Genomic DNA, 23,396 nt, shown 5'->3' with positions numbered 1-23,396 from the left:
CCCTCCGCGAGGAGTCGCAATGATGAGCCGTGCCCGAATCCGCCTGGCGACCGCGACCGTGCTGTCCGCGCTGGCCATCGCAACCCTTCCCGCCCCCGCGTACGCCGCGCAGCCCCCGGCGGCGGCCGCCGCCTCCGCCGTCGCCTCCGCGCACGCCGTGCGTCCGTCGTCGGCTGGAACGATCCGCCAGATCCCCCTCCAGGGCGCCGTCAACGTGCGTGACCTGGGCGGCTACCTCACCTACACGGGCGGGAAGGTCCGTCACGGACTGGTCTACCGCTCCGACGCGCTGAGCAAGCTGACCGAGGCGGACATCGCCACCGTCTCCGGCCTGGGCCTCACGAAGGTCGTGGACTTCCGGATCCCGATGGAGCTCCAGTACGGCGGCGCCGACCGGCTGCCGCCCGGGCTCGCCGCCACCTCCCGCCCGGTCAGCGACCTCGGTCTGTACGGGACGCTGGTCGGCGCCATAGCCAGCGGGGACCCGGTCAGACAGGAGCAGATGCTCGGCGGCGGCCGCGCCGAGGCGTACATGCGCGACATCTACCGCACGTTCGTGACCAGCGCGGAGAACCGGGCGCAGTTCGGGGCGACGCTGCGGGACATCGCGAACGGCTCGCAGGGCCCGCTGCTGTTCCACTGCACCTCGGGCAAGGACCGCACGGGGTGGCTGGGCTACGTGCTGCTGCGCGCGCTGGCCGTGCCGCGGGGCAGCGCGGAGCAGGACTACCTGGCCTCGAACACCTTCCGGGCCGCGTACGACGCGAGGCTGCGGGAGGGGCTGAAGCAGTCGGGCCGGATGCAGAACCCGGACCTGCTGATCCCGCTGCAGGAGGTCCGGCAGGACTACCTGGACGCGGCGACGGCCCAGCTCGCGGCGGACTACGGGGACTTCTACGGGTACCTGACGCGTGGGCTGGGGCTGGACCTGGGCACCCTGGCGCAGCTCCAGAGGAAGCTGGTCCGCTGACCGCTGACCGCTGACCGCCGGCGGTGACGGGGGCCGCCGGCGGTGACGGGGGCCGGCCGCCGGCGTCGGCCGGCTCCCGTCCCAAGCCTGCCGGCCTCAGTCGGCCGGCTTGCGGGGACCGAGCCGCTCCACCACCTCGGCCAGCTCCTCGCAGGCCAGCTCGATCCGTTCCCGGATGTCGTTCTGCTCGGTGACGAGCGCGGCCAGCAGCAGGCCGGTCAGGGCGGCGGCCCCGTTGAGGGCCTGCAGGTTGACCATGATCTCCAGCAGGGTGCGGTCGGCGAAGGGGCCGGCCCGGTCGATGGCTGCCGAGATCGTCATGACCGAGACGAACAGGGTGCAGGGTGCGCTCCCGGCGAGCTGGAACCGTACGGCCGCCCAGATCAGCAGGGGGAAGACGAAGAAGAGCAGGGACAGGCTGCTGCGGGTGGCGACCAGGGTGACGACGACGGTGACCACGCCGAGGGCCATCGCCTCGCCCACCCGGACCGGGTCATCGGGCATCCGGGCCCGGCGGAGCACGAGCAGCAGGGGGGTCACGACGAGCACGCCCATGGCGTCGCCGGCCCACCAGGCGGCCCATACGGGCAGGGCGGCGGGGACGGTGAGGTCGCCGGTGAGGACGAGCGTGGCGGTGCCCGCTGTCGCGCTGATCAGCATGGGCAGCAGTCCGCCGAGGAAGACCAGGGCGAGGCCGTCCCGCAGCCGGTCCAGCTCGAGGTGGAAGTCCACCCGGCGGAGCATGAGGTAGGCGCAGAGCGGGGCCAGGGTGTTGCCCGCGACGATGCCGAGGTCGGGCAGGTCGAAACTGCTGATCCGCTCGATGGCCAGGTAGGTGCCGAGGGCGATGCCGGACGAGACCTTGGGGCCCAGCCAGAGCAGGCAGGCGAGGGCGATGCCGGTGGGCGGCCACAGCGGCGTGACCATCGCCCCGTCGACGACCACGCGCTGGACGAGGCCGATCCGCCCGCCCACGTAGTAGGCGGCGGCCACGGCGAGTACCTGGAGCAGGGTCAGGGTGAGGGTTCGCCATCGCGCGGGGGGCACCCCAGCATCAGACAACAGGCGGCGGGGCGGGGCGGACCGCGACACGCGCTAGGCGGGGGTTGCGGGTGCGGGGGCGGGTGCCGGTGGGTCGTGGCGGAGGACCAGGACGGCCGCGTCGTCGGCGTGGCCGGTGGAGTCGGCGACCCGCATGATCTCGGCGGCCAGCGCGTCGGGGTCGGCGTCCGGGGCGCGGCGGACGACGTCGAGGACGCGGGCCAGGCCGGTCTCGATGGGGAAGCGGGGCCCTTCGACCACGCCGTCGGTCAGCAGGACGAGGGCTCCGGCGCCGGTCGGCCGGTGCCGGGTCACCGGGTACCGGGTGCCGGGCATCATGCCCAGGGGGAGGCCTCCCTCGTCCGAGGAGACGCCGTACCGGCCGTCGGTGGTGGCCCAGACGGTGGGGACGTGCCCGGCGCGTGCGCTCTCCACCTCGCCGGTGCGGGGGTCGACGCGGAGCAGGGTGCAGGTGGCGAAGAGCCGGCAGTCCATGGCGAGCAGGACGTCGTTGGCCCGGCGCAGCACCTCGCCGGGGTCGGAGACCACCGCGGCGACCGCGCGGAGGCAGATGCGGACCTGTCCCATGAAGGCGGCGGCCTCCACGTCGTGGCCCTGCACGTCGCCGATGGAGAAGGCGAGGGCACCGCCCGGGAGCCGGAAGCCGTCGTACCAGTCGCCGCCGATGTCCAGGCCGTCGCGGGCGGGCGCGTAGCGGGCGGCGGTCCGCAGTCCTGGCACGACCGGCAGGGCCGCCGGCAGCATCTCGCGTTGCAGCGCCTCGGCCAGCTCCAGCCGGGCGTGGTGCAGCTCCGCGCCTTCCCGCGCCTGGGCGGTGAGCCGCCCGAGGGTACTGAGGAGCTCCGCACTGCCCGGGTGGCGGCGCCGGTTCACGGACCGCTCCGAGCCGCATCCATCCGCTCATCATATTTCCGGTATGCCGGATGTGCCGACGGCCGCCGCCCGGATGCGGGCGGCGGCCGTGGTACGCGTGGTGCGCGTGGCGCGGGTGTGCGGTGCCGGGTCAGGCGCCGGGGCCCCGGCGGCGGGACCCGACGCGGCTCCGCGTGGAGGCCGCGGCCGCGCCACCGGACCGGGCCCGGGGAGCGGTGGCCGACGCGGAGCCCTCGCCGCCGGCGGCCTTGCCGGTGCCGGCAGCGGCGCCGGTACCCGTACCGGAGCCCCGGCCGCGACGGCGCGAGCGGGACGCCCCGCCCTTGGCGGCCCCGCCGCCCCCGGCGGCGCCGGACGACCTGGACGCCTTCGGCGACGTCCTCTGCTGCGTCTTCGGCTGCGTCTTCGCCTGCGCCGGCTGCGGCACCTCCAGCACCACCGGGACGCCGGAGGGCTCGCGCGCTCCGGTCAGCCGGGTCAGCTCCTCGTCCGAGGACTTGATCTGCGCCGTGTTCGGCCGGATCCCCGCGTCGGCCATCAGCCGGGTCATGTCCCGCTTCTGGTCCGGCAGGACCAGCGTGACCACGCTGCCGGACTCGCCGGCCCGGGCGGTGCGCCCGCCCCGGTGCAGGTAGTCCTTGTGGTCGGTGGGCGGGTCCACGTTGACGACCAGGTCGAGGTCGTCGATGTGGATGCCGCGGGCGGCGACGTTGGTGGCGACCAGCGCGGTGACCTCGCCGGTCTTGAACCAGTCGAGGGTGCGGTTGCGCTGGGGCTGCGAGCGCCCGCCGTGCAGCCCGGACGCCCGGACGCCGCTGGCCAGCAGCTTCTTGACCATCCGGTCGACCGACCGCTTGGTGTCCAGGAAGAGGATGACCCGGCCGTCGCGGGCGGCGATGCGCGTGGCGACGGCCTTCTTGTCGGTCTCGTCCAGGACGTACAGGACGTGGTGCTCCATGGTGGCCACGGCGCCCGCCGACGGGTCCACCGAATGGGTGACCGGGTCGGTCAGGAACTGCTTGACCAGCTTGTCGATGTTCTTGTCGAGCGTCGCGGAGAACAGCAGCCGCTGGCCGCCCTCCTCGACCTGCTTGAGCAGGCGGGTGACCTGCGGCAGGAAGCCCATGTCGCACATCTGGTCGGCCTCGTCGAGGACGGTGACCGCCACGCGCTCCAGGGTGACGTCCCCGCGGTCGATCAGGTCGGCGAGCCGGCCGGGCGTGGCCACGCACACCTCGGCGCCCTGCCTCAGGGCGGCCGCCTGCCGGTTGATCGACATGCCGCCGACGACGGTGGCGACGCGCAGCCGCAGCGCCCGCGCGTACGGGGTGAGCGCGTCCGTGACCTGCTGCGCGAGCTCCCTGGTCGGTACGAGGACCAGCGCGAGCGGCGCCTTGGGCTCGGCCCGGCGGCCGGCCGTACGGGCGAGCAGCGCGAGTCCGAAGGCCAGGGTCTTGCCGGAACCGGTGCGGCCACGGCCGAGGAGGTCGCGGCCCGCGAGGGAGTTCGGCAGGGTGGCGGCCTGGATCGGGAACGGCTCGGTGACGCCCTGCTCGGCGAGGGTCTTCAGCAACGCCCCGGGCATGTCGAGGTCCTCGAACGCGGCGACGGGCGGCAGCGCGGGAGTCAGCGACTCGGGCATCGTGAACTCCTGCGGCCGCGCCGCGGGAGCTGCGCTCTTCTTGGGGCGCCCCCCGGCGCCCTGGGCGGAGGATCCCCGGCGGCGGGCGGGGCGGCGGGCGGCAGGTATGGGGCTGGAGCTGGTCATATGAGACGCCACGCTAGCATGCGCGGATCTCACCCGGCCCCGCGCATCGCGCCCCGCCGGCCCATTCAGCGCCGCCGGCACCACCAGCCTCGCCGGCGATCGAGGCGCGGGGGTGGGGCGGAGCCCCACATGCCCGGGCGGAGCCCCCGTCGGACCCGCTCAAACGCCGCTCGGGCTTGAGATGCCCCGCCGGGACCCGGTCGCGCGGCAGCGCCCCGCCGGGCCGGATCAGCCCCGCCGGCGATTGAGGCGCGGGGGGTGGGGCAGCGCCCCACATGCCTGGGCGGAGCCCCCGCCGGGCCGCTCCGGTGGGGCTAGACGCGTTCGAGGATCGTCACGTTCGCCTGGCCGCCGCCCTCGCACATGGTCTGGAGCCCGTACCGCCCACCCGTCCGTTCCAGCTCGTGCAGCAACGTCGTCATCAGCCTCACCCCCGTCGCCCCCAGCGGATGCCCCAGCGCGATCGCGCCGCCGTTGACGTTGACCCGCTCCGGGTCCGCGCCCGTCTCCTTCAGCCAGGCCAGCACCACCGGCGCGAACGCCTCGTTGATCTCCACCAGGTCGATGTCGTCCAGGCTCAGGCCCGTCTTCTTCAGGGCGTGCGCCGTGGCCGGGATGGGCGCGGACAGCATGCGGATCGGGTCCTCGCCCCGCACCGAGAGGTGGTGGACGCGGGCCCGCGGCCGCAGCCCGTGCTCCCGCACCGCCCGCTCCGAGGCCAGCAGCATCGCCGCCGCCCCGTCGGACACCTGCGAGGACACCGCCGCCGTGATCGTGCCCCCCTCCACCACCGGCGCGAGGGCCGCCATCTTCTCCAGCGTGGTGTCGCGCCGCGGCCCCTCGTCCACCCCGACCTCCCCGTACGGCACGGTCTCGCGTGCGAAGCGGCCCTCGTCGATCGCCCGCACCGCCCGCTGGTGGGAGCGCAGCGCGAACTCCTCCATGTCCCGCCGGGAGATGCCCCACTTCGCGGCGATCAGCTCGGCGCCGTGGAACTGGTTCACCGGCGCGTCCCCGTACCGGGCCCGCCACCCGGCCGACCCGAGGTACGGGCCCTCGGTGAGGCCGAGGGGTTCCGCGGCCTGCCGGGAGGCGAAGGCGATCGGGATCATCGTCATGTTCTGGGTGCCGCCGGCGACCACCAGGTCCGCCGTGCCGGACATCACCGCCTGCGCCGCGAAGTGGACCGCCTGTTGGGAGGAGCCGCACTGCCGGTCCACGGTCACGCCCGGCACCTCCTCCGGCAGCCCCGCCGCCAGCCACGCCGTCCGGGCGATGTCCCCGGCCTGCGGCCCCACCGTGTCCAGGCAGCCGAAGACGACGTCCTCCACGGCCGCCGGATCGATCCCGGAGCGTTCGACCAGGGCCCGCAGCACGTGCGCGCCGAGGTCGGCGGGGTGGACCCCGCCCAGGCCGCCCCTGCGCCGCCCGACCGGCGTGCGTACGGCTTCGACTATGTAGGCCTCGGGCATGACGGAACGCTCCTTCGTGGGTTACGTGCGTACGGCGATCCCGTCCAGCACCATCGACAGGTACTGGCGGGCGATCTCCTCGGGGCTGTGCTGCCCGCCCGGCCGGTACCAGGACGCGGCGACCCACACGGTGTCGCGGACGAACCGGTACGTCAGGCGGATGTCCAGGTCCGCGCGGAAGACCTCGGCGGCGACCCCCCGCTCCAGCGTCCCGAGCCACGCCTTCTCGAACTTCACCTGGGAGTCGGAGAGGTAGTGGAAGCGGGGCTGGGAGGAGAGGGTGCGGGCCTCCTTCTGGTAGATGGCCACGGCGGCCCGGTGCCGGTCGATCTCGCGGAAGGACTCGGTGACGAGCGCCTCGATGGTCTCGCGGGGGCCGAGGCCGGCGGCGAGGACGGCGTCGTAGCCCTCCCACAGCTCGTTCAGGAAGGCGGAGAGGATCTCGTCGAGCATCGATTCCTTGGAATCGAAGTGGTAGTAGAGGCTTCCGGCGAGCATGCCGGCCGCGTCGGCGATCTTGCGGACGGTGGTGGCGTTGTAGCCCTGGGCGGCGAACACCTCGGCCGCGGTGCCGAGGAGTTCGCGACGGCGCTCCGGCGTGGCCGTCACCTGCGGCTTCTTCTTGTTCGTTGACACGTGTCCATTCTGGGCCCACCGGCTACGCGCGCTGACTGCTGACCGAGACGGTCTCCCCGGTCATGTAGGAGGAGTAGTCGCCGGCGAGGAAGACGATGACGTTGGCGATCTCCCAGGGTTCGGCGTACCGGCCGAAGGCCTCGCGGGAGGTCAGTTCGTCGAGGAGGTCCTGGCTGGTGACCTTGGCCAGGTGGGGGTGCATGGCGAGGCTGGGCGCGACCGCGTTGACGCGTACGCCGAACTCGGCGGCCTCCAGGGCCGCGCAGCGGGTCAGGGCCATCACCCCGGCCTTGGCGGCGGCGTAGTGGGCCTGGCCGGTCTGGGCGCGCCAGCCGATCACGGAGGCGTTGTTGACGACGACCCCGCCGCGGCCGGCGGCCCGGAAGGAGCGCAGGGCGGCCCGGGTGCAGCGGAAGGTTCCGTTCAGGGTGACGTCGAGGACCCTGGACCACTGTTCGTCGGTCATGTCGACGAGGGCGGCGGTGCCGCCGAGCCCGGCGTTGTTGACGACGATGTCCAGGCCGCCGTGGGCCCGTTCGGCGTGGGCGAAGAGGGCGCGGACCTGTTCCTCGTCGGTGACGTCGCAGGGCAGGGAGGTGACGCGGTCGGCTCCGAACTCGGCGGCGAGGGCCTGTTCGGTCTCCTTCAGGCGGCGGGCGTGGGCGTCGCCGATGGTGATGCGGGCGCCTTCCTCCAGGAAGCGTCGGGCGGTGGCGCCGCCGATGCCGGCGCCGGCGGCCGCGGTGACGACGGCTGTCCGGCCGCGCAGCAGGCCGTGCGGCGGGACGTACGCGGGCGGCCCGGGCCGGCCCGCCGTGCCGCCTCCGCCTCCGCCTCTGCTTCGGCTTCCGCTTCCGTTGCCCGACTCCTCGACGGTGCTCATGACGGTACGTTAGCCTACCAAACACTTGTTAGGGAAGGAGGCGAGAACCCGGTGGACCTGACGCACACCGCGGAGGCCGAGGCCCTCCGCTCCGAGGCCCGGCAGTGGCTGGCCGAGCACGTCCCGCCCGCCCCCCTGCCGTCGCTGGAGACGGCCGAGGGCTTCGCCGCGCACCGCGAGTGGGAGGCCGAACTGCACGCCGGGCGCTGGTCGGTGGTGTCCTGGCCCGAGGAGTTCGGCGGCCGGGCCGCCGACATCTTCGGCTGGCTGCTGTTCGAGGAGGAGTACTACGCGGCGGGCGCGCCGGGCCGGGTGTCGCAGAACGGCATCAGCCTGCTCGCCCCCACCCTGTTCGACCACGGCACGGCGGAGCAGCGGGCCCGGGTGCTGCCCGCCATGGCGAGCGGCGAGGTGGTCTGGGCGCAGGCGTGGTCGGAGCCGGAGGCCGGCTCGGACCTGGCCTCGCTCCGGTCGAGGGCGGTGCGCACGGACGGCGGCTGGCTGCTGTCCGGCCAGAAGACCTGGTCGTCGCGGGCCGCGTTCGCCGACCGGGCGTTCGGCATCTTCCGGACGGACCCGGACGCCGCGAAGCCGCACCAGGGGCTGACGTACCTGATGTTCGACCTGCGGGCGCCCGGTGTGACGGTCCGTCCCATCGGGCGGCTGGACGGCAAGCCGGCGTTCGCGGAGCTGTTCCTTGACGGGGTCTTCGTACCGGACGAGGACGTGATCGGCGAGCCGGGGCAGGGCTGGCGGATCGCCATGTCCACCACGGGCAACGAGCGGGGGCTGACCCTCCGCTCCCCCGGGCGGTTCCTGGCGGCGGCCGGCCGGCTGACCCGGCTGTGGCGGGCCGCCGCGGACCCGTCCGACACGGCGCTGCGCGACCGGGTCGCGGACGCGGTGGTGGGGGCGCGCGCGTACGAGCTGTTCACCTGGGCGAACGCCTCGCGGTTCGCGGCCGGGGAGTCGATCGGCGCGGAGTCCAGCCTGAACAAGGTGTTCTGGTCGGAGTACGACATCGCCCTGCACGAGACGGCGTTGGACCTGCTCGGTCCGGACGCCGAACGCGCGGACGGGCCGTGGGCGGAGCCGTGGCTGTTCTCGCTCGCCGGGCCGGTCTACGCCGGGACCAACGAGATCCAGCGCGACATCATCGCCGAGCGGCTGCTCGGCCTTCCGAAGGGCCGCCGCTGATGCGCTTCCTGCTGACCGGGGAACAGTCCGCCTACGCGTCGACGGTACGGTCCCTGCTGGCCGCGGCGGAGGTACCGGCGGCGGCGCGGGCGTGGGCGGCGGGGGACCCGGCGCCGGGTCTGGCGGTGTGGCGGCGGCTGGCCGGCACCGGCCTGTTCGCGCTGGCGGCGGCGGAGGCGTACGACGGCCTCGGCCCGCTGCCGGTGGAACTGGCCGCCGCGTTCGTCGAGCTGGGGCGCGCGGCGATGCCGGGGCCGCTGGTGGAGACGGCGGTGGCCGTGGTGCTGCTGTCCGAGCTGGGGGACGAGGCGCCGGCGAAGCGGTTCCTGCCGGCGCTGACGGGGGGCGAGGCGCCGGCCACGCTGACCCTGCCCGGGGGCGGGCCGTACGCGCTGGACGCGGCGGTGGCGGGGTACCGCTTCGCGGTGTCGGCGGACGAACTGCGGCTGGCTCCCCCGCCCGGGGAGTCGTTCCGGTCCACCGACCCGGCACGCCAGCTGTCGGTGCTGCCCCCGGGCGGCGAACTGCTGGCCTCCGGGGCGGCGGTGCGGGCGGCGGCCGGGACGGCGCTGCGGTGGGCACGGCTGCTGACGGCCGCGCAGTGCGTGGGGGTGGGCGAGGCCCTGCTGGCACGGACGGTGGCCTACGCGGGGCAGCGCGAGCAGTTCGGGACGCCGATCGGCGCTTTCCAGGCGGTCAAGCACCGTCTGGCCGACGTACTGCTGGGCCTGGAATTCGCGAAGCCGCTGCTGTGGGCGGCGGCGCTGCCGCTGGGCCGCGGGGACGCGGGGCCGCTGCCGCTGGGCCGCGGGGACGCGGGGGCGCTGCCGCTGGGCCGCGGGGACACGGCGGCGACACCGCGGCCGGGCCGCGGGGACACGGCGGCCGCCCTGACGCTGGGCCGTGCGGACACGGCGATGGCGAAGCTGGCGGCGGGCGAGGCGGCGTATGCCGCGGCGGGGGCGGCGCTGCAGGTGCACGGGGCGGTGGGCTACACGGAGGAGCTGGACCTCTCCCTCTGGCTGCGCAAGTCCCGGCCCCTGCGCGACGCGTGGGGCACCCCGGCGACGTGCCGCGCCGAGATCCTGCCGACCCCGCGGTGACCCGGCGTCGGTACCGCACCCGGCGCCCTGCCCGGCCGGCGGCGCTCGAGCCCCGAATCCCCGCCCCTAGCCCGGGCCGCGGACCGGCGGCTCCGCCGGACCCCGCTCAATCGCCGCTCGGGCTCGAAAGCCCCGCCCTACCCGGCTGCGCCGGCAGCAGAGGGGCGGCACACCGCCCCGCCGGGCGGTCGAGGCCAGCCCCACCCAGCCCCGCCGGCCGCTGAGGCGCGCCACACCCAGCCCCGCCGGCGGCTGAGCCGCGCCACACCCAGCCCCGCCGGCGATTGAGGCGCGGGGTCTGGGGCAGAGCCCCAGGAGCCCGGGCGGAACCGGTCCGTTGCCCGGCACCCCCGCCGGACCCGCTCAAACGCCGCTCGGGCTCCAAAGGCCCGCCCCACCAGGCTGCGCCGGCGGTCAGGGGGCGGCACACCCGCCCCGCCGGGCGGTCGAGGCCAGCCCCACCCAGCCCCGCCGGCGATTGAGGCGCGGGGTCTGGGGCAGAGCCCCAGGAGCCCGGGCGGAACCGGCCCGTTGCCCGGCACCCCCGCCGGACCCGCTCAAACGCCGCTCGGGCTTGAAAGGCCCGCCCAATCCAGCCCCGCCGGCGATTGAGGCGCGGGGGCTGGGGCGGAGTCCCAGGAGCCCGGGCGGAACCGGCCCGCCACCCGGCACCCCCGCCGGGCCCGCTCGAACGCCGCTCGGGCTTGACGGGCGCGGCAGGCGCGGGGGCCGGGGCGGAGGAGCTGGAGGCCGGGCGTTGTGGGGGGCCGGGCCGGGTAGGGGTCGGGCATGGTCGAGTTCAGTGAGGCGCGGGCGCGTTCGTTCAGCCGGGCCGCCCAGCGCTACGGCGCCCACCGTCCCGCCTACCCCGCCGCCCTCTTCGACGCGGTCGAGACGCTCGCCGGCCGCCCCCTCCGCGGCGCCCGCACCGCGGACGTCGGCGCCGGCACCGGCCTCGCCACCGCCGGTCTGCGCGACCGCGGCGCCCGCGTCGTCGCGGTGGAGCCCGGCGACGGCATGGCCGCCGAGTTCCGCCGCCGCCTCCCCGACGTCCCCCTCGTCCGCGGCGACGGCAACCGCCTCCCCCTCGCCACCGCCTCCCTCGACCTGGTCACCTACGCCCAGTCGTTCCACTGGACCGACCCCGCCCGATCCGTCCCCGAGGCCGCCCGGGTCCTGCGCCCCGGCGGCGCACTCGCCCTGTTCTGGAACGAGCCCGACGTCGCCGTCCCCTGGATCGCCGAGCAGGACGCCCGGATCCGGGACCGGTTCGGCGAGGGCTGGTACACCGCCGACCACCGTGTGCGGGGCACCGGCGCCGAAGGCCCCGCCGCCCGCTTCACCGACCGCACCCTGCACTGGTCCCGCCGCGTCCCCCTCGACGTCCACCTCGCGAAACTGTCCACGCACTCGCTGTTCCTGACGGCCGGCGCCGCCGGGGAGGAGTTCCTCGCTGCCGAACGCGCCCTGCTCACGGCCCGGTTCCCGTCCGGCGAGGTCGAGGAGCACTACGCCGTGGAGCTGCGCCTCGCCGTCATGCCGCCGTCATCCCGCCGTCCACGGTGAACTCCGCGCCCGTCATGTACGCGGAGGCGTCCGAGCACAGGAAGACCACCAGCGGGGCCACCTCCTCCGGCCGCCCCATCCTGCCCAGCGCCAGGTGCGACCAGTCCCGTCCCGCCACGGCCTCCGCGACCATCGGCGTGTCGACGGCCCCCGGGTGGACGGAGTTGACCCGGATCCGGTCCGGGCCGAGGTCGAGCGCCGCCGAGCGCGTCAGCCCGCGCAGCGCGAACTTCGTGGAGCCGTAGGCGGCGTGGCCGGGTATGCCGACGAGTCCCGCGGTGGAGGAGATGTTGACCACCGAGCCGCCGCCGGCCGCCCGCATCACCGGCGCGACCGCCCGGATCCCGAGGAAGGCGCCGAGCAGGTTGACCCGGAGGAGCTCCTCGAAGCCCTCCAGGCTCTGGCGTTCCACGTGCGCGGTGCGCCACAGCGCCGCGTTGTTGACCAGCGCCGAGACCGTCCCGTACGTGTCCACGGCGGCCCGGACCGCGGACGTCCAGGCGTCCGGGTCGCGGACGTCGTGGCGGACGAAGATCCCCCGTCCGCCCAGCTCCGCCGCGACCGCCCGGCCCTCGTCCTCCCGTACGTCCGTCAGGACGACCCTCGCCCCGGCCCGGGCGCACAGCCGGGCCTCCGCGGCACCCTGGCCGCGTCCCGCGCCGGTGATCATCACTACCTTGCCGTCGAGCGCGGTCACGGCCCGCCCCTCCCGCCGCCGGTGTTCCGGACAGTCGTACTCCTAGCAGTCATGTCCGTGAGGGGGAAGTGGCCCGGGGGGGCGTGCCGGGGCCGGCGCCGGCTCCTGCGGGCGCTTTGATGGGGGGTATGACCACGAACAACTGGGCAGCGTTCGAGAAGGCGGAACCGGAGTTCGCGGAGCAGGTGCGCGAGCGGTTCGGCCTGTACAAGCACCACGTGCTGGCCACCCTGCGGAAGGACGGCTCGCCGCGGGTGAGCGGGTTGAACACGGAGTTCCGCGGCGGTGAGCTGTGGCTCGGCATGATGGCAGGTTCCATGAAGGCCCTCGACCTCCGGCGCGACCCGCGGTTCTCGCTGCACGCGAACCCGGGCGCGGACGAGATGATGCCGGACGGTGACGTGCGGGTCTCCGGACGGGCGATCGAGGTCGTGGATCCCCCGGAGCAGCACCGGTTCGCCGAGGAGACGGGTACCGAGCACCCCTTCCACCTGTTCCGCGCGGAGCTGACGGAGGTCATGCGGATCGACGTGGACCGGGACGAGCTGGTGATCCGGACGTGGACCCCGGCGAAGGGACTGCACACCTTCCGCCGGGGCGACGACGACGAGCCGGCCCGCGAGGTGGCGTCCCCGCCCCCGGCGTGAGGCCCCGGGGGCGGGCCGCCGGCCGGGCTCAGGAGGCGGTGCGGCCCGGTGCGGTGGCCAGGGAGCCCGCCCCGGAGCCGGTGTCGGTCTCGGCGTCGTCCTCCTCGTCCTCGGCGGGCTCCACGTCGTCGTCCTCCGGCTCCGGGGCGGTCGGGGCGGCGGTCACGGAGACGTCCAGCCAGTTGCGGTCGATGTTCAGCGTGAGCCCGCCGTAGGTCGCGTCGTGGTCTCCCCGGAACTGGTGGGCCCGGCGCCCGCCGGTCCACTGGGCGGTTCCGGCCGGCAGTCCCATGTCCGCGTCGGTGACGCTCGCCTGCCTGTTCCACGCGGCGGCCCACAGGACGTCCGGCATGGACGCGGGGGCCCGGTCGTGGAACCGGCTGAGCGCCTTCACCCCGGAGCTCGCCGAGGCGTAGACCCCGGAGCGGTAGCGCAGTTCGTGCAGCCGCTCGGTCCAGGCCAGCAGGTAGGACACCACCGGGGCGTCCCAGGTGGCGCGGTCGGAGTAGTGCTCCAGGTCGTTGTAGAGGACGGTGCCTTCGGCCAGCCCCAGCCGCCGGGCGGCCGCGACCGCGCCGTCGGCGGCGGTCCGCCCCTGCTCCCGGGCGGTGTCGGCGGAGGTGGACAGGGCGGTCGCGGATCCGCCGCGCCAGGGCTGCGGGCCGACCCAGATCGGCATCAGGTGCCAGCCCGTACGGGCCTGTTCGCGTACCCAGTCGGCGGTCAGCCGGGGCTGGGCGCAGGCCCGTGCGGGGCCGCCGATGTAGACGCCGACGGCGCCGAACGGGGAGTGCTCCCACCAGGTGTCCATGGTGCTCTGGGCGGGGGCGGTGCAGGCGTCGAACCCCTCGCCGCGGTAGGGCGGCTGGGTGCGGACGACGCCGGCCGCCGCGGGGGTCGCCGGGCGGGTGCCGGGCCGCACGGCCCCGGTGGTGGTGGCGCGTTCCATCACGCCGCGGACGGCCGCGGGGGTGTCGGCGTACGAGGCGGTGGCGACGACTCCGGCCTGCCGCAGGACGTAGCGGACCTCGTGGCTGCCGTCGGCGGGGCCCGGGGAGGTGCCCGGTACGGCGGTGCCGACGGGTACCTCGACGGTGGGGACGTCGGCCCGTTCCGGGGCGCCGGCGAGCGGCTCCAGGTGCAGGGTGTCGGCGCGGGTGGCGGCGGGACGGCCGGCGCAGGCGGCCTGGTCGCCCGCGCGCCCGAGGTAGAGGGTGGGGACGTCGAGCCGGAGGCAGGTGGCCGGGTTCCGGTCGAGGTCGACGACCCGCCAGTGGTCGGGGACGGTCAGCCGCATCCCCTCGTAGCCGACGGTGCGTCCGTGGTCCCCGGTCGCGGGCACCGCGGCGGCCGTCACCAGGGAGGCGGCTCCGAGCAGGGAGCCCAGCAGAATCCGAGTGATCATGCGTCACTGGGTACCAGAACGCGCGCCCCCTCCATGGCGGCGAGGGAGCGCGGTGGTGGTCCGTACGGCGGTACCGGCCGGGTGCCCGCGGGGCGGTCGGCCGCCCCGCCGGTCGGGCCGCCCACCAGGGAAGGGCGGGCTCCGCCCGGGCCCGGTCCGCGCCTCACCCGCACGAGTGAGGCGCGTACCCGCGCGTCAGACGGGCTGCCCTCAGGAGTAGAGCAGGACCGCGGCCAGGGCCGGGCCGAATGCACCGCCGAGCTGGTAGCAGAGGGTGAACAGGCCGAGGGCGGCGGGCCGATGGGCGGCGCCGACGCCGCCGGCGGCCCGCACCGAGAGGGTGGCGTTGCCGCCGGTGGTGGCGAAGACGGCCAGGGCGGCGACCGGGAGGAGCAGCGCCGCCCACGGTGCGGTGAGGGCGGTCAGCGGGGCCAGCACTCCGGCGCCGGCCAGGACGGCGAGCACCCGGCGGTGCCCCAGCCGCAGGGAGGCCGCGGCCAGCACCCAGGACAGCGCGGAACCGAGGAGCAGGGCGAGCAGCTGGCCGGTGCCGATGGCCGTGGCGGACCAGTCGGTGCGCTCCCCGAGCCAGTGCGGTACGGCGAACAGGAGGGTGAAGTAGGAGGTGGACAGGGCGCAGGCGAGCAGCGCGGAGGGGAGGAACCCGGGGGCGCGCAGCACGGCGACCGGGACGAACCCGGCGGAGCGGGCCCGGACGTGGAGGGCGAGCAGGACGCCCAGCGGTACGGCGGCGGCGAGCGCGGGCAGGGGGTGGCGGGGGACCACGACGAGGGCGGTGACGAGGGCGAGGAGCAGGGCGGCGCCGCGCGCGTCGAACCGGGCGCCGGGGTCGGGCCGTCCGGCGGCGGCGTGGCGGTCGACCACCGGTACGGCGGCGAGCGCGACCAGGGACACCGCGAGCGCGACCCGCCAGGAGGTGGTTCCGCCGATCCAGGAGCCGAGCAGCGGCCCGGTGGCGCCGAGCACCCCGAACCCGGCGGTGATGGCCCCCATCCGGCGCGCGCTGCCGGCCAGCCCCATGGCCACGGCGATCAGCCCGGCCGCGCCGAGCGCCTGGGCGACCCGGCCCGCGAGGGCCAGCGGCAGCCACGGCGAGGCGAGGAGGGCGAGGGTGCCGGCGAGGACCAGCGCGGCGCTGGTCCGCAGGGCGGGGCGTGGGCCGCGCAACCGGACCAGGCCGGCGGCCAGGGGGGTTCCGACGGCCATGCCCCAGGCGAAGGCCTGGACGAACCAGGCGGCGGTGGCGGTGCCGGCCCCCCAGGAGGCGGCGATGTCGGGGAGGATCAGGACCGGCGCGTTGGCCCCGGCGGCGGCCGGGGCGGCGAGCAGGGCGGGCCACAGGGCCGGGACCTGGCGCGTCGCGGGCCCGGCGGCGCGCGGGGCGGCGGGTCGGGTGTGGCGGGTGTGGCGGGTGCGTTCGGTGAGTTGCATGTGGCGGGCCCCCTGGTCCAGAAACCTCAGCTTTGATAATCTCAACGTTGAGATAAAAACCGAAAGACCTCCCCGGCGTCAAGTCTCTTAACGTTGAGAAGGTCTACGTTGAAGGGACTGACCCGGGTGAGTGACGCGATCGACGCGATCGTCGGCCAGTGGACGGCCGAACGCCCCGATCTCGCGGAGGAGTTGTGGCCCGTCCAGCTGGTGGGCCGGATCCAGCGGCTCAACCGGATCGTGGAGCGCGAGCTCAAGTCGTTCCTCGCCGAACACGAGCTGGAGATCAGCGAGTTCGACGTGCTGACCAGCCTGCGCCGCTCCGGCCCGCCCTACGAGCTGACGGCCGGCGCCTTCCTCAGGACGGCCATGGTCACCTCGGGCGCCATCACCAACCGCGTCGACCGGATGGAGGCCAAGGGGCTGGTGGAGCGGGTGCGTGACGCCGGCGACCGGCGCCAGGTCCGCATCCGCCTCACGCCGCACGGCCACGAGCTCACCGACCGGCTGATCGTCGCCCATTTCGACAACCTGGCCCGCCTGTTGTCGGCGCTCCCCCGCGAGGACGCCGCCGCGACCGGCGACGCCCTGCGCACGCTGCTGGAGTCACTGGGCGACACCCCGGCCGGCTGAACCTCCGTCAACCCCACGTCGACCGGGGCGCTCGACGGCCGCCGGCCGCCCGTCCGGCCACGCGGAGAAAATGCCGTGCCCCCGGTGTCCGCCGGTCCCTACACTCACCGACGTGCGCGCCGCCACATCGGATGCGGCGCGCCGTCGGAGCGTCCGAGTCGAGAGGGGAGCAGTGTCGTGTGCCGTGTCCGCACCGCCGCCTTCGCTTCCCCGGCCCGCTACGACGTGATCCGGGTGTCCTCGTGCGCACGGTGCCGGCTGCGCGGCCGGCACCGTGTGCCCGTGACGCACCCCTGAGCCGCATCCACACGTACCGCCGGCTCCGTCCGTCCGGGGAATCGCGCTGCCCTTCCTTCCACGCACGCGTCCTCCGAAAGGCCCCCGGCCATGCACACGCACGTCCACGCACCCCTCTCCGCCGTCCGCAACCTGGGCATCCTGGCGCACGTCGACGCCGGAAAGACCACCGTCACCGAGCGGATCCTGTACGCGACCGGCACCATCCACAAGCGCGGCGAGGTCCACGACGGCACCACCGTCACCGACTTCGACTCCCAGGAACGCGACCGGGGCATCACCATCTTCGCCGCCGCCGTCAGCTGCGCCTGGGACGGCCACCGCGTCAACCTGATCGACACCCCCGGCCACGTCGACTTCGCCGACGAGGTCGAACGCTCGCTGCGCGTGCTGGACGGGGCGGTCGCCGTCTTCGACGCCGTCGCCGGGGTCGAGCCGCAGAGCGAGTCGGTGTGGCGGCAGGCCGACCGGCACGGCGTCCCGCGGATCGCGTTCGTCAACAAGCTGGACCGGGCGGGCGCCGACCTCGACGCCGCGGTGGCGTCGATCCGGGAGCGGCTGGGCGTCGTCCCGCTGGTGGTCCAGCTGCCCGTCGGGCGGGAGGACGGCTTCACCGGCGTGGTGGACCTGGTCCGCATGCGGGCCCTGCTGTGGCCCGACGGCTCCGGCCGGTACACGGAGGGGCCGGTTCCGGACGGCCTGCGGGCGGAGGCGGAGGACCGCCGCCGGGCGCTGGCGGAGACGGTGGCCGAACTCCACCCGACGGCGCTGGAGGAGTACTGCGCGACCGGCACCCTGACCGGTGAGGCGCTGGCGGCGGCCCTGCGCGACCTGACCCTGTCCGGGGACGGCGTGGTGGTGCTGTGCGGTTCCGCGTACCGGAACCGGGGCGTGGAACCGCTGCTGGACGCGGTCGTCGCGTACCTGCCGGCACCGGGCGACCTGCCGCCCGTACGCGGGACGCTGGACGGCACCGGGCAGGAGCGGCCCGCCGACCCGGCGGCGCCGTTCACCGCGCTGGCGTTCAAGGTGACGGCGACGCCGACCGGACGACTGACCTTCGTCCGCGTGTACGCGGGCACCGTCCGCAAGGGCGGCACCGTACTGGACGCGGCGACCGGGCGTACCGAGCGGATCGGCCGGATCCTGCGGGTGCAGGCCGACCGGCACGAGGAACGGGAGGAGGCGACCGCCGGTGACATCGTCGCCGTGGTGGGGCTGAAGGCCGCACGGGCCGGGACGACGCTGTGCGCGCCGTGGGCGCCGCTGGTCCTCGAACCGCCGTCTACGGCCGAGCCGGTGGTGACGGTGGCGGTCGAGGCACGGCGCGGCACCGACACCGGGCGACTGGCGGCGGCCCTGGCCCGGCTGGTGGAGGAGGACCCCTCACTGGTCGTGCGGACCGATCCGGAGACGGGCCAGACCGTGCTGTCGGGCATGGGCGAGCTGCACCTGGAGGTGGCGGTGGAGAAGATCCGTCGCGACCGCGGGGTGGAGGTGACGGTCGGCCGCCCCCGGGTCTCGTACCGGGAGACGGTGGTCCGCGGGGTCACCGGCTTCGTCCACCGCCACGTCAAACAGGACGGCGGAGCGGGCCAGTTCGCGCACGTCGTGCTCGACGTGGAACCGCTCAGCGGAGAGGAGGGCGACGGCTTCGTGTTCGCTTCGGCGGTCACCGGCGGCGCGGTGCCGCAGGAGTTCGTCCGCGCGGTGGAGGCCGGCTGCCGGGACGCCCTGGCGGACGGCCCGCTGGGCGGCCACCCGGTGACGGGGCTGCGGGTGACGCTGACCGACGGCGCCACCCACGCCAAGGACTCCTCGGAGATGGCGTTCCGGGCGGCGGGCCGCTTCGGCCTGCGGGAGGCGCTCCGCGCGAGCACCGTCGAGCTCCTGGAGCCGGTCGCGGAGGTCACGGTGACCGTGCCGGAGGACCTGGTGGGCGGGGTCCTCGGTGACCTCGGGGCCCGGCGCGGCCGGGTCTCCGGCTCCACCAGCCGCTCCGGCACGGCGGTGGTGAGCGCGGTCGTGCCGCTGGCCGAACTGTTCGGCTACGCGTCCGCCCTGCGCGGCCGCACCCAGGGCCGCGGCACCTTCACCGCCCGCCCCTCGGGCCTGTCCCCGGTCCCGGCCCAGGTCGCGGCCGCGGTACTGGGCGGCTGACCGCCGGCGCGCGCCGCCCGGCCCGGCACCCCGGCACGGGGTGGCCGGCCGGGTGGCGCCGCGCCCCTTTTGCGGTCCGCGCCCGGCCGCACGATGGTGGTGGTGTCAGGGCCCCGTGTGAACCGAGGAGCTCCGATGGAGCCCTATCTCCTCCCGGTCGTGTTCGCGGCGGTGTTCGCCGCCTTCACGCTCTCCGCCTCGGCGGGGTTCGGAGGCAGCCTGATCCTGGTGCCCACCCTCGCCCTGCTGCTCGGCACCAAGTCCGGGGTGGCCATGGCAGCCCTGCTGCTCGCCATGAACAACCTGGTGAAGGTGTTCGCGTACCGCAGGACGCTGCCGTACCGGAAGGCGGCGGTGATCATCGCGTTGATAGCCGTGGGCACCTTCGTGGGCGCGCGGTTGCTGGTGTCAGCGCCCGAGCGTGCGGTGACGGTCGCGGTCATCGTCGGCTTCGCCGCCGCCTTCCTGCTCGAATCGCCGGCCCTGACCCGCTTCCGGCGGGCGGGTGCCCCGGTCATGGCCCTCGCGGCCGGTGCGACGTCCGGTTTCAGCGGGACGTCCGGCCCGCTGAAGGGTCTGGCGTTCCGGGGCCTGGAGCTGGACCGCTTCCACCTGGTCGGCGCCCTGTCGCTGGCCTCGCTGGTCGGGGACGTCACGAAGACCGCGGTGTGGACGGACGCGGCGCTGCTGGGCGGCTCCGACTACGTCGTGGCCGTCGTCTGCCTTCCGGTGATGTTCGGCGCCACCTTCCTGGGGCGGCGGTTCAACAGCAGCATCGGGGAGCGCGGGTACACGGGCCTCTTCTGGACCGTGATGCTGGGCTACACCGGCCGCCTGGTGGCCGGGCTGTAAGGGGCTGCGAGCGATGCCGTCCCCTTGTTGCCGTCCGGCGGTTGAAGCCGGAAGGAGCAACCGCGGAAAGAGTTGAAACGCCCATCAAACCAGGCATTTGACGGAATCCGCGCAGAGATGCGTAATGAAATTGACCCTGTTGCGGCAGACCGGTCAGGGCCTTTCGCCCACACCCCGCCAGCACACCGAGGGGATGCCATGCCGAACGCGAACAGCGGCACCGGCCCCGAGTACGAGGCGTCGGACGCCTCGGTCGCCCACGCCGGAGCGGCCCGGTCACTGTCCGGCTCCGGGGAGCCGGCACCGCTCGAAGAGGCCGACGGGTCCGACGGGTCCCCCGCGGCGCGGCGGCGCGCGGAGACTCCGACGGACGAACAGCTCGACGCACGCGAGAGGAGGTTCACCGCACGCCGGCGCAAGGCGATGGGCCCCACGCCGGACCAGGTACCCGAGACGGTCCCCGAAGAGTGAGCGCAGCAGTCATGGCGAACGTCAACCTGATCAGGAACATCGGACTCGGCGACTCGGCCACGGGACTGCGGACGAGCACCATCAACGAGACCACCGTCGCGACGTCCGACGGCACCGTCTTCGTCACCGGCAACTGGTTCGCCAGCAGCAGCCTGAACGACGGCAAGGACTGGACCCAGGTGGACCCCTTCACCGCCCTGCCGCCGGCCGCCGACGGCTTCTGCTGCGACCAGATCGTCCTCTACGAACCCAGCCGGGACGTCTGGATGTGGATCCTCCAGTACGCGGCGGTCCCGGGTGGGAACAACGTCTTCCGGATCGCCGTCGCCCCCGGCGCGACCCCGACCACCTGGCAGTGGTGGGACATCGCCCCGACCGACCTCGACCCGGCCTGGACGAACCTGTGGTTCGACTACCCCGACGCCGCGTGCAGCTCCAACCACCTGTACGTCACGTTCAACGTCTTCGACCACCGGGACGACTGGCGGCGGGCGGTGGCGTTCAAACTGCCCCTCGACATGCTGAGCATGGGGGACCAGCTGACGCACCAGTGGTGGACGACCACCCGCAACGGTTCCCTGCGCCTCACGCAGGGCGCCACGGACCGCATGTTCTTCGCCTCCCACAACGCGGGGCGGACGCTACGGGTCCACGGCTGGCCGGACGACTCCCCCACCGTGGGCTCCTTCGACGTCCAGGTCGGCTCCTGGGCCGCCGGACCGTACAACTCCCCCGGGCCCGACGGCTCGAACTGGCTGGGGCGTCCCGTCGACTCGCGGATCACCGGCGGCTGGATCGGTGGCACCCGCGCGGGCTTCCTGTGGACCGCCGGGCCCAAGTCCGGCCGGCCCGTGCCTTACGTCAAGGGCGCCGTGGTCGACGTCACCACCCAGCTGCTGGTGGAGGAGCCGGACATCTGGAACGAGGAGTCCGCTTACGCCTATCCCGCGGCCTGCCCGAACTCCGCGGGCGTCGTGGGAGTGTCGCTGATGACCGGCGGCGGCCCGCGGCACCCCTCCCACGTCGTCGGCTTCCGCGACGGTGCCGAGTGGCGCCTGAAGACGGCGCGAGCCGGCACCCACGGCCCCGCCCCGGGCAAGTGGGGCGACTACCTGACCTGCCGGCGCCACCACCCCGACACCTCCGAGTGGGTGGCCTCCGGCTACACGCTCCAGGGCGGCACCGACCGCCGGAACACGGAACCCCAGTACGTCCACTTCGGCATCGGCTGACCCCACCGACCCGGCCCGGCCGCGGCGGGTGCCGCGGCCGGGCCGGGCCGCTCACACCGCGAAGGCCGCCCACACCGTCTTGCCGACCGGCTCGTCCAGCACGCCGAAGCCGTCGGCGACCGCGCGCACCAGCCACAGGCCCCGGCCGGCGGGCGCGTCCGGGGCGGGGCACTGGAGCACCGGGAGGCCCGGGCCGCTGTCGCGGACCTCGATCAGGAGGCGGTGCGGCTCGCGGGTGAGGCGCACCTGGAAGTCCCGGCCGGGCGGGGCGCCGTGGAGCACCGCGTTCGCCGCAAGCTCGGACGCGCACAGCCGCATCTCGAACCACCGCTCCCGTATGCCCCACCCGGCGAAGGCGTCCCCCGCGAACCAGCGCGCGGCGGCGACGGAGGGACGAGCACGCGGGAAGCGCTGCTGCCGGACGGACGACATGGGCGGGCCACCACCTTCACGCTGGGTGTCCAGGGACTCGCAGACCGTAGCGCTGTTCGCGAAATGCAGCAAGATTTGCAGGTCGCGGGCCCGCCCCGGCACCGAAGCCCGTCGCATAACGTGGGATGCCAACGCCGGGCCGCCGTACGGGAGACGTGGATGACCGACAACCGATGGACGAGCACCTCGACGCCCTATCTGGTGCCGCGCGCGGCCGGCGACACCGACGCCTGGACCGCCGAGGCCGCGGCGCTCGGCCGCAAGGGCGGCCAGCGCGTCCTCCACGCGGGCGAGGAACCCGCGTCGCGGGAAGTCGCCGCGCTGCTGGGCCTCGTGGCGGGTGAGCCGGTGGTGGCACGGCGGCGGCTGATCGAACTCGACGGCGAACCGCACGAGCTGACCGACTCCTACTACCCGTACGACATCGCCGCCGGGACCCCGCTCGCCGGCACGGCGAGGATCCGCGGCGGCGCGGTGTCGGTGCTCGCCTCCCTCGGCCACGCCGGCGTCCGCGCCACCGAGCACGTCACGGCCCGCATGCCCGACCCCGGCGAACGCGACCGGCTGCGCACAGGTGAAGGCGAACCGGTCCTGCGGGTCGCCCGGGTCACGTACGACGCGGCCGGGCGGCCCGTCCAGGCGGACGTGATGCTGATGCCCGCTGCGCGGCAGCAGCTGCGCTACGAGATCGGGATCGGGTGACCGCCTTGACGCCCCCGGCCCCGCCCCCGCCCCCGAAGTCCCCGCAACCGGCCCCGGACCCGAGGCCGCTGCACGCGCGCGTCGCCGCCGACCTGCGGGACGAGATCATGAGCGGGGAGCTCGCCCCCGGCTCCGCCCTGCCGTCCACGAACCGGCTCAAGGAACGCTTCGGGGCCTCCAGCGCCACCGTCCAGAAGGCGCTCGCGCTCCTCAAGGCGGAGGGCCTGGTCGTGGGCCGCGCCGGATCGGCGGTCACCGTGCGCGGGACCCGGCGGCACACCGTACGGCCCGCGGGGTCACTGGAACCGGCCGCCCCCGGAACCCCGTTCCCCTGGCTCGCCGGGGCGGCGGGGCGGGCGCGGGCCCGGGCGGCGCGCAGCACCCTGCTCGGCGTGGGGCGGACCCGGGTGAGTGGTGACGTGGCGGCCGCGCTCAACATCGCGGAGGGCGGCGACGCGGTGCTCCGCCGCCAGCTGATCAGCGTGGACGACGAACCGGCCGAGCTCGTCTGCTCCTACTACCCGGTGGAGATCGCGGAGGGCACACCGCTGGCGGAGCCCCGCCGGATCCGGGGCGGGACGCCGACCCTGCTGAGCTCGCTCGGCCACCCGCCCCGGCTCAGCGTGGACCGGGTCTCCGCCCGGACCGCCACGCAGGAGCAGTACGCCGCCCTCCGGCTGCCCGGCGAGCTCCCCGTGCTGCGCACCCTGCGGACGGTGTACGAGGAGGACGGGACGCCGGTCGAGGTCACCGTGATGGTGAAGGCCGGTCACCTGTACGAGCTCCAGTACGAGTTCGGCCCCGAGTAGCGGCGGCTCGGGCAGCGGTCCCACCCGTCTCCGGGAACGCCACGGCGCCCGCCGGTCCTGGTCGGGGACGTGGCGGG

Annotated in this window: 22 protein-coding genes; 12 read left to right on the top strand and 10 right to left on the bottom strand. The window is 75.0% G+C overall.

The annotated features are described in order from the left end of the window. The first annotated feature begins 22 nt into the window (after positions 1 to 22). On the top strand, positions 23 to 970 hold the full coding sequence (locus tag ACFY61_RS01545) for a tyrosine-protein phosphatase (RefSeq protein ID WP_389465442.1): 948 nt from the start codon (positions 23 to 25) through the stop codon (positions 968 to 970). A 96-nt stretch (positions 971 to 1,066) separates the two neighbouring features. Here ACFY61_RS01545 and ACFY61_RS01540 read toward each other — a convergent pair whose 3' ends face one another. The 6 genes from ACFY61_RS01540 to ACFY61_RS01515 all read right to left on the bottom strand — a co-directional run bounded on the left by ACFY61_RS01540 (position 1,067) and on the right by ACFY61_RS01515 (position 7,664). After that, complete coding sequence (locus ACFY61_RS01540; RefSeq protein ID WP_389465440.1) at positions 1,067 to 2,017, bottom strand: MASE1 domain-containing protein; 951 nt, start codon at positions 2,015 to 2,017, stop codon at positions 1,067 to 1,069. 48 nt (positions 2,018 to 2,065) lie between these two features. After that, positions 2,066 to 2,905, bottom strand: a complete 840-nt coding sequence (locus ACFY61_RS01535; protein ID WP_389465437.1) for a PP2C family protein-serine/threonine phosphatase — start codon at positions 2,903 to 2,905, stop codon at positions 2,066 to 2,068. Positions 2,906 to 3,035: 130 nt separating this feature from the next. After that, complete coding sequence (locus tag ACFY61_RS01530; RefSeq protein WP_389465436.1) at positions 3,036 to 4,673, bottom strand: DEAD/DEAH box helicase; 1,638 nt, start codon at positions 4,671 to 4,673, stop codon at positions 3,036 to 3,038. 314 nt (positions 4,674 to 4,987) lie between these two features. After that, a complete protein-coding gene (locus ACFY61_RS01525; protein ID WP_389465433.1) occupies positions 4,988 to 6,145 on the bottom strand; it encodes an acetyl-CoA C-acetyltransferase in 1,158 nt (385 codons plus the stop codon). 21 nt (positions 6,146 to 6,166) lie between these two features. Continuing rightward, entirely contained in the window at positions 6,167 to 6,781 is a 615-nt protein-coding gene (locus ACFY61_RS01520; RefSeq protein WP_389465432.1) for a TetR/AcrR family transcriptional regulator, read from the bottom strand. A gap of 22 nt (positions 6,782 to 6,803) precedes the next feature. Continuing rightward, positions 6,804 to 7,664, bottom strand: a complete 861-nt coding sequence (locus tag ACFY61_RS01515; protein WP_389465429.1) for an SDR family oxidoreductase — start codon at positions 7,662 to 7,664, stop codon at positions 6,804 to 6,806. Between the two features lie 51 nt (positions 7,665 to 7,715). Here ACFY61_RS01515 and ACFY61_RS01510 point away from each other — a divergent pair, with 51 nt between their 5' ends. The 3 genes from ACFY61_RS01510 to ACFY61_RS01500 all read left to right on the top strand — a co-directional run bounded on the left by ACFY61_RS01510 (position 7,716) and on the right by ACFY61_RS01500 (position 11,530). Continuing rightward, positions 7,716 to 8,861, top strand: coding sequence for an acyl-CoA dehydrogenase family protein (locus ACFY61_RS01510; RefSeq protein ID WP_389465427.1), 1,146 nt, complete (start codon positions 7,716 to 7,718; stop codon positions 8,859 to 8,861). Then, the gene (locus ACFY61_RS01505) at positions 8,861 to 9,964 is read left to right on the top strand and encodes an acyl-CoA dehydrogenase family protein (protein WP_389465424.1); all 1,104 of its coding nucleotides are present in this window, start codon (positions 8,861 to 8,863) and stop codon (positions 9,962 to 9,964) included. Before ACFY61_RS01510 ends, ACFY61_RS01505 begins: the two co-directional genes overlap by 1 nt. Before the next feature lie 789 nt (positions 9,965 to 10,753). Further along, the gene (locus ACFY61_RS01500; protein ID WP_389465422.1) at positions 10,754 to 11,530 is read left to right on the top strand and encodes a class I SAM-dependent methyltransferase; all 777 of its coding nucleotides are present in this window, start codon (positions 10,754 to 10,756) and stop codon (positions 11,528 to 11,530) included. Here the strand turns inward: ACFY61_RS01500 and ACFY61_RS01495 are convergent. After that, on the bottom strand, positions 11,499 to 12,227 hold the full coding sequence (locus ACFY61_RS01495; protein WP_389465419.1) for an SDR family NAD(P)-dependent oxidoreductase: 729 nt from the start codon (positions 12,225 to 12,227) through the stop codon (positions 11,499 to 11,501). The genes ACFY61_RS01500 and ACFY61_RS01495 overlap by 32 nt on opposite strands. A 128-nt stretch (positions 12,228 to 12,355) precedes the next feature. On the opposite strand from ACFY61_RS01495, the gene ACFY61_RS01490 reads away from it, so the two are divergent. Continuing rightward, positions 12,356 to 12,874 carry a pyridoxamine 5'-phosphate oxidase family protein gene (locus ACFY61_RS01490; RefSeq protein WP_389465417.1) on the top strand — a complete coding sequence of 173 codons (519 nt, stop codon included), beginning with the start codon at positions 12,356 to 12,358 and terminating at the stop codon, positions 12,872 to 12,874. 28 nt (positions 12,875 to 12,902) lie between these two features. Here ACFY61_RS01490 and ACFY61_RS01485 read toward each other — a convergent pair whose 3' ends face one another. Further along, positions 12,903 to 14,279: a DUF1906 domain-containing protein gene (locus ACFY61_RS01485; RefSeq protein WP_389465416.1), complete on the bottom strand. Its 1,377-nt coding sequence runs from the start codon at positions 14,277 to 14,279 to the stop codon at positions 12,903 to 12,905. A 210-nt stretch (positions 14,280 to 14,489) separates the two neighbouring features. Next, positions 14,490 to 15,731, bottom strand: a complete 1,242-nt coding sequence (locus ACFY61_RS01480; RefSeq protein ID WP_389465414.1) for an MFS transporter — start codon at positions 15,729 to 15,731, stop codon at positions 14,490 to 14,492. Positions 15,732 to 15,857: 126 nt separating this feature from the next. Between ACFY61_RS01480 and ACFY61_RS01475 the strand changes: the two genes are divergently transcribed. The 5 genes from ACFY61_RS01475 to ACFY61_RS01455 all read left to right on the top strand — a co-directional run bounded on the left by ACFY61_RS01475 (position 15,858) and on the right by ACFY61_RS01455 (position 21,376). Next, positions 15,858 to 16,364: a MarR family winged helix-turn-helix transcriptional regulator gene (locus ACFY61_RS01475; protein ID WP_389465412.1), complete on the top strand. Its 507-nt coding sequence runs from the start codon at positions 15,858 to 15,860 to the stop codon at positions 16,362 to 16,364. Between the two features lie 387 nt (positions 16,365 to 16,751). Further along, positions 16,752 to 18,821, top strand: coding sequence for an elongation factor G (fusA, locus tag ACFY61_RS01470; protein ID WP_389465409.1), 2,070 nt, complete (start codon positions 16,752 to 16,754; stop codon positions 18,819 to 18,821). 135 nt (positions 18,822 to 18,956) lie between these two features. Beyond that, the gene (locus tag ACFY61_RS01465) at positions 18,957 to 19,673 is read left to right on the top strand and encodes a TSUP family transporter (protein WP_389465407.1); all 717 of its coding nucleotides are present in this window, start codon (positions 18,957 to 18,959) and stop codon (positions 19,671 to 19,673) included. 198 nt (positions 19,674 to 19,871) lie between these two features. Next, positions 19,872 to 20,144 (top strand): hypothetical protein, encoded by a 273-nt coding sequence (locus tag ACFY61_RS01460; RefSeq protein ID WP_389465404.1) that lies wholly within the window; start codon positions 19,872 to 19,874, stop codon positions 20,142 to 20,144. Continuing rightward, the gene (locus ACFY61_RS01455; RefSeq protein ID WP_389465402.1) at positions 20,141 to 21,376 is read left to right on the top strand and encodes a hypothetical protein; all 1,236 of its coding nucleotides are present in this window, start codon (positions 20,141 to 20,143) and stop codon (positions 21,374 to 21,376) included. The genes ACFY61_RS01460 and ACFY61_RS01455 overlap by 4 nt, the downstream gene beginning before the upstream one ends. Before the next feature lie 51 nt (positions 21,377 to 21,427). On the opposite strand, the gene ACFY61_RS01450 is transcribed toward ACFY61_RS01455, so the two are convergent. Further along, positions 21,428 to 21,808 (bottom strand): ATP-binding protein, encoded by a 381-nt coding sequence (locus tag ACFY61_RS01450; RefSeq protein WP_389465399.1) that lies wholly within the window; start codon positions 21,806 to 21,808, stop codon positions 21,428 to 21,430. A 159-nt stretch (positions 21,809 to 21,967) separates the two neighbouring features. Between ACFY61_RS01450 and ACFY61_RS01445 the strand changes: the two genes are divergently transcribed. Together ACFY61_RS01445 and ACFY61_RS01440 are read left to right on the top strand one after the other, a co-directional pair. Further along, entirely contained in the window at positions 21,968 to 22,510 is a 543-nt protein-coding gene (locus tag ACFY61_RS01445) for a GntR family transcriptional regulator (RefSeq protein WP_389465396.1), read from the top strand. Further along, positions 22,507 to 23,319: a GntR family transcriptional regulator gene (locus tag ACFY61_RS01440; protein WP_389465394.1), complete on the top strand. Its 813-nt coding sequence runs from the start codon at positions 22,507 to 22,509 to the stop codon at positions 23,317 to 23,319. The genes ACFY61_RS01445 and ACFY61_RS01440 overlap by 4 nt, the downstream gene beginning before the upstream one ends. Positions 23,320 to 23,396: the final 77 nt, after the last annotated feature.

This window comes from Streptomyces sp. NPDC012888 (genome assembly GCF_042900645.1).
In the GTDB taxonomy this organism is placed as follows: domain Bacteria; phylum Actinomycetota; class Actinomycetes; order Streptomycetales; family Streptomycetaceae; genus Streptomyces.
Note: the sequence above shows the minus strand (reverse complement) of the source record. Positions and strands in the feature narration are given on the sequence as shown.

Coding starts and splice junctions, on each gene's coding strand:
- ACFY61_RS01545 (WP_389465442.1), top strand. CDS start 23: ATGAGCCGTGCCCGAATCCGCCTGGCGACCGCGACCGTGCTGTCCGCG.
- ACFY61_RS01530 (WP_389465436.1), bottom strand. CDS start 4,673: ATGACCAGCTCCAGCCCCATACCTGCCGCCCGCCGCCCCGCCCGCCGC.
- ACFY61_RS01525 (WP_389465433.1), bottom strand. CDS start 6,145: ATGCCCGAGGCCTACATAGTCGAAGCCGTACGCACGCCGGTCGGGCGG.
- ACFY61_RS01515 (WP_389465429.1), bottom strand. CDS start 7,664: ATGAGCACCGTCGAGGAGTCGGGCAACGGAAGCGGAAGCCGAAGCAGA.
- ACFY61_RS01505 (WP_389465424.1), top strand. CDS start 8,861: ATGCGCTTCCTGCTGACCGGGGAACAGTCCGCCTACGCGTCGACGGTA.
- ACFY61_RS01500 (WP_389465422.1), top strand. CDS start 10,754: ATGGTCGAGTTCAGTGAGGCGCGGGCGCGTTCGTTCAGCCGGGCCGCC.
- ACFY61_RS01490 (WP_389465417.1), top strand. CDS start 12,356: ATGACCACGAACAACTGGGCAGCGTTCGAGAAGGCGGAACCGGAGTTC.
- ACFY61_RS01485 (WP_389465416.1), bottom strand. CDS start 14,279: ATGATCACTCGGATTCTGCTGGGCTCCCTGCTCGGAGCCGCCTCCCTG.
- ACFY61_RS01480 (WP_389465414.1), bottom strand. CDS start 15,731: ATGCAACTCACCGAACGCACCCGCCACACCCGCCACACCCGACCCGCC.
- fusA (WP_389465409.1), top strand. CDS start 16,752: ATGCACACGCACGTCCACGCACCCCTCTCCGCCGTCCGCAACCTGGGC.
- ACFY61_RS01465 (WP_389465407.1), top strand. CDS start 18,957: ATGGAGCCCTATCTCCTCCCGGTCGTGTTCGCGGCGGTGTTCGCCGCC.
- ACFY61_RS01460 (WP_389465404.1), top strand. CDS start 19,872: ATGCCGAACGCGAACAGCGGCACCGGCCCCGAGTACGAGGCGTCGGAC.
- ACFY61_RS01450 (WP_389465399.1), bottom strand. CDS start 21,808: ATGTCGTCCGTCCGGCAGCAGCGCTTCCCGCGTGCTCGTCCCTCCGTC.
- ACFY61_RS01445 (WP_389465396.1), top strand. CDS start 21,968: ATGACCGACAACCGATGGACGAGCACCTCGACGCCCTATCTGGTGCCG.